The sequence below is a fragment of the Leucobacter sp. 7(1) genome (genome assembly GCF_900163635.1).
Classification (GTDB): domain Bacteria; phylum Actinomycetota; class Actinomycetes; order Actinomycetales; family Microbacteriaceae; genus Leucobacter.
In genome coordinates this window covers 1-1,562 of the sequence record NZ_FUID01000089.1, presented here as the reverse complement: position 1 = coordinate 1,562, position 1,562 = coordinate 1, and the positions used below count along the sequence as shown (strand labels likewise).

The following is a 1,562-nucleotide window of genomic DNA, read 5'->3' as shown; positions in this document are numbered from 1 at the left end:
GCGGTGAGGGTGTCGAGGATTGTCGGGAAGGAGTCGCGTCGCCAGGCCGGAGCGAACGGCTCCGGCAGATACGGCACCCCATCCACGGTGACCGTCATCGCACTGTCCGCGTCGATGGTGAACTCCACTACCGGCACGACGACCGGTCCACCGGGCTCAGTCTTCGGCGGCTTCGGCGCTTTCGGGGGTTGGTGGTCGGGGTGGGTGCGGCGGTAGCGGGGCTTCGGCGTCACAGGGTTCCTCTCGGTGGAGTGCAGTGGTGTCGCCAGGCAGGTGCGCTCGTACCGCCCCGGGAACGCAGGTGGGAGGGCACGAACCTGGGGGTGGTTCGTGCCCTCCCGTGCCGGCCCGCCATGGGGGCGCCGGCGGGTCAGCAGCCTGGGGTTAGTCCTCCTTTGCTTCCTCGAACTGGGCCTTGAACTCCTCGAACGACAGGTCCTCGTCACGGACGTATCCGGCGCGGTCGCGGGCGATCGCGAGGCGACGCCCGAACAGCAGCACCCCGCCGGTGGCCGCAGCGATCAGCCCCCCGGCAAGACCGAGCGGCCACCAGTCACCGCCGCCGGTGTGAGCGAGCTCACCCGGCGTGCCCGGTCTCCCTGGTTCGTCCGGAGTGTCGGTGACGGTGGTGGTCTCATCCGGTGCACCGCAGACCCCACGGTGCAGGATCGTGCCGTCCTCATCGGTGACGGTCTCCACCCAGTAGTAGATGCCGACCGTCTCGAAGATCACCTCGTCGGAGCGATACTCACCCGGCCCATCCAGATCAATCGTGGTGGAGGTGAAGACGAGGTCTTCCGAGGTGCAAGTCGCGGTGTCACTGTCCTGCCGGTACGCCTCGAAGATCAGGCGTGCCCCGTCGGGGACGGTGCCGGTGACGGTCGCGACATCATGCGCCGGATCACCAAGCTGCACGGTCGCCACGGCGTTCGTTTTCACGATCAGCTCCTCCGGGTGCTCCTTCACCACCGTCGTCTCACCCGGCGCACCGCAGACGCCTTCGGCGATGATCTCGCCGTCGGCGTTGTAGAGGGATTCGACCCAGTACACATTCCCCGGCTCAGTGACGGTGGTGGTGCCAGAACGGTAGACACCCGCCTGAGTGATCGGGATCTCCTCGCTCTCATAGAACGGCGATTCACACACGGCTCCGGCGTCTGCCGGGTGGGGTCCGTAAGCGCGGAACACCAGATAGGAACCGTCGGGAATCTTCGTGCCCTGCACGAGCGCAGTATCCGAGAACGGTTCACCGACGAACGCTTCCGGTGTCGCCTGCGTCACCACCGACACGGGCACCTCAGTATTGGTGGGTGGGACGTAGAAGCGTTCCAGCACATCCGCCGGAGACGACGCATACGGCTGCACCCGGTCATCGCCCGCGAAGGCCGTGACGAGGACGTAAAAGCCGGGCTCGGTCGGCACGATCTTGTCCTCATCCGAGTAACCGAGCTTGTACACCCCGTTCCTCGCCGGCGTCGTAAGCTCCGCCAGCACCGGAGCACCCGTGAGGTCGAGATCATCGGTGAGTTCCGCATCCGACGCGAACGGGCCGTAGACGGTGT

2 pseudogenes are annotated in these 1,562 nt (G+C 66.5%); both read right to left on the bottom strand.

The features are described from left to right. A pseudogene (locus FM113_RS16070) lies at positions 1–233 on the bottom strand (hypothetical protein); the annotation flags it as partial. Between the two features lie 151 nt (positions 234–384). Beyond that, positions 385–1,562, bottom strand: a pseudogene (locus tag FM113_RS18245) (hypothetical protein); the annotation flags it as partial.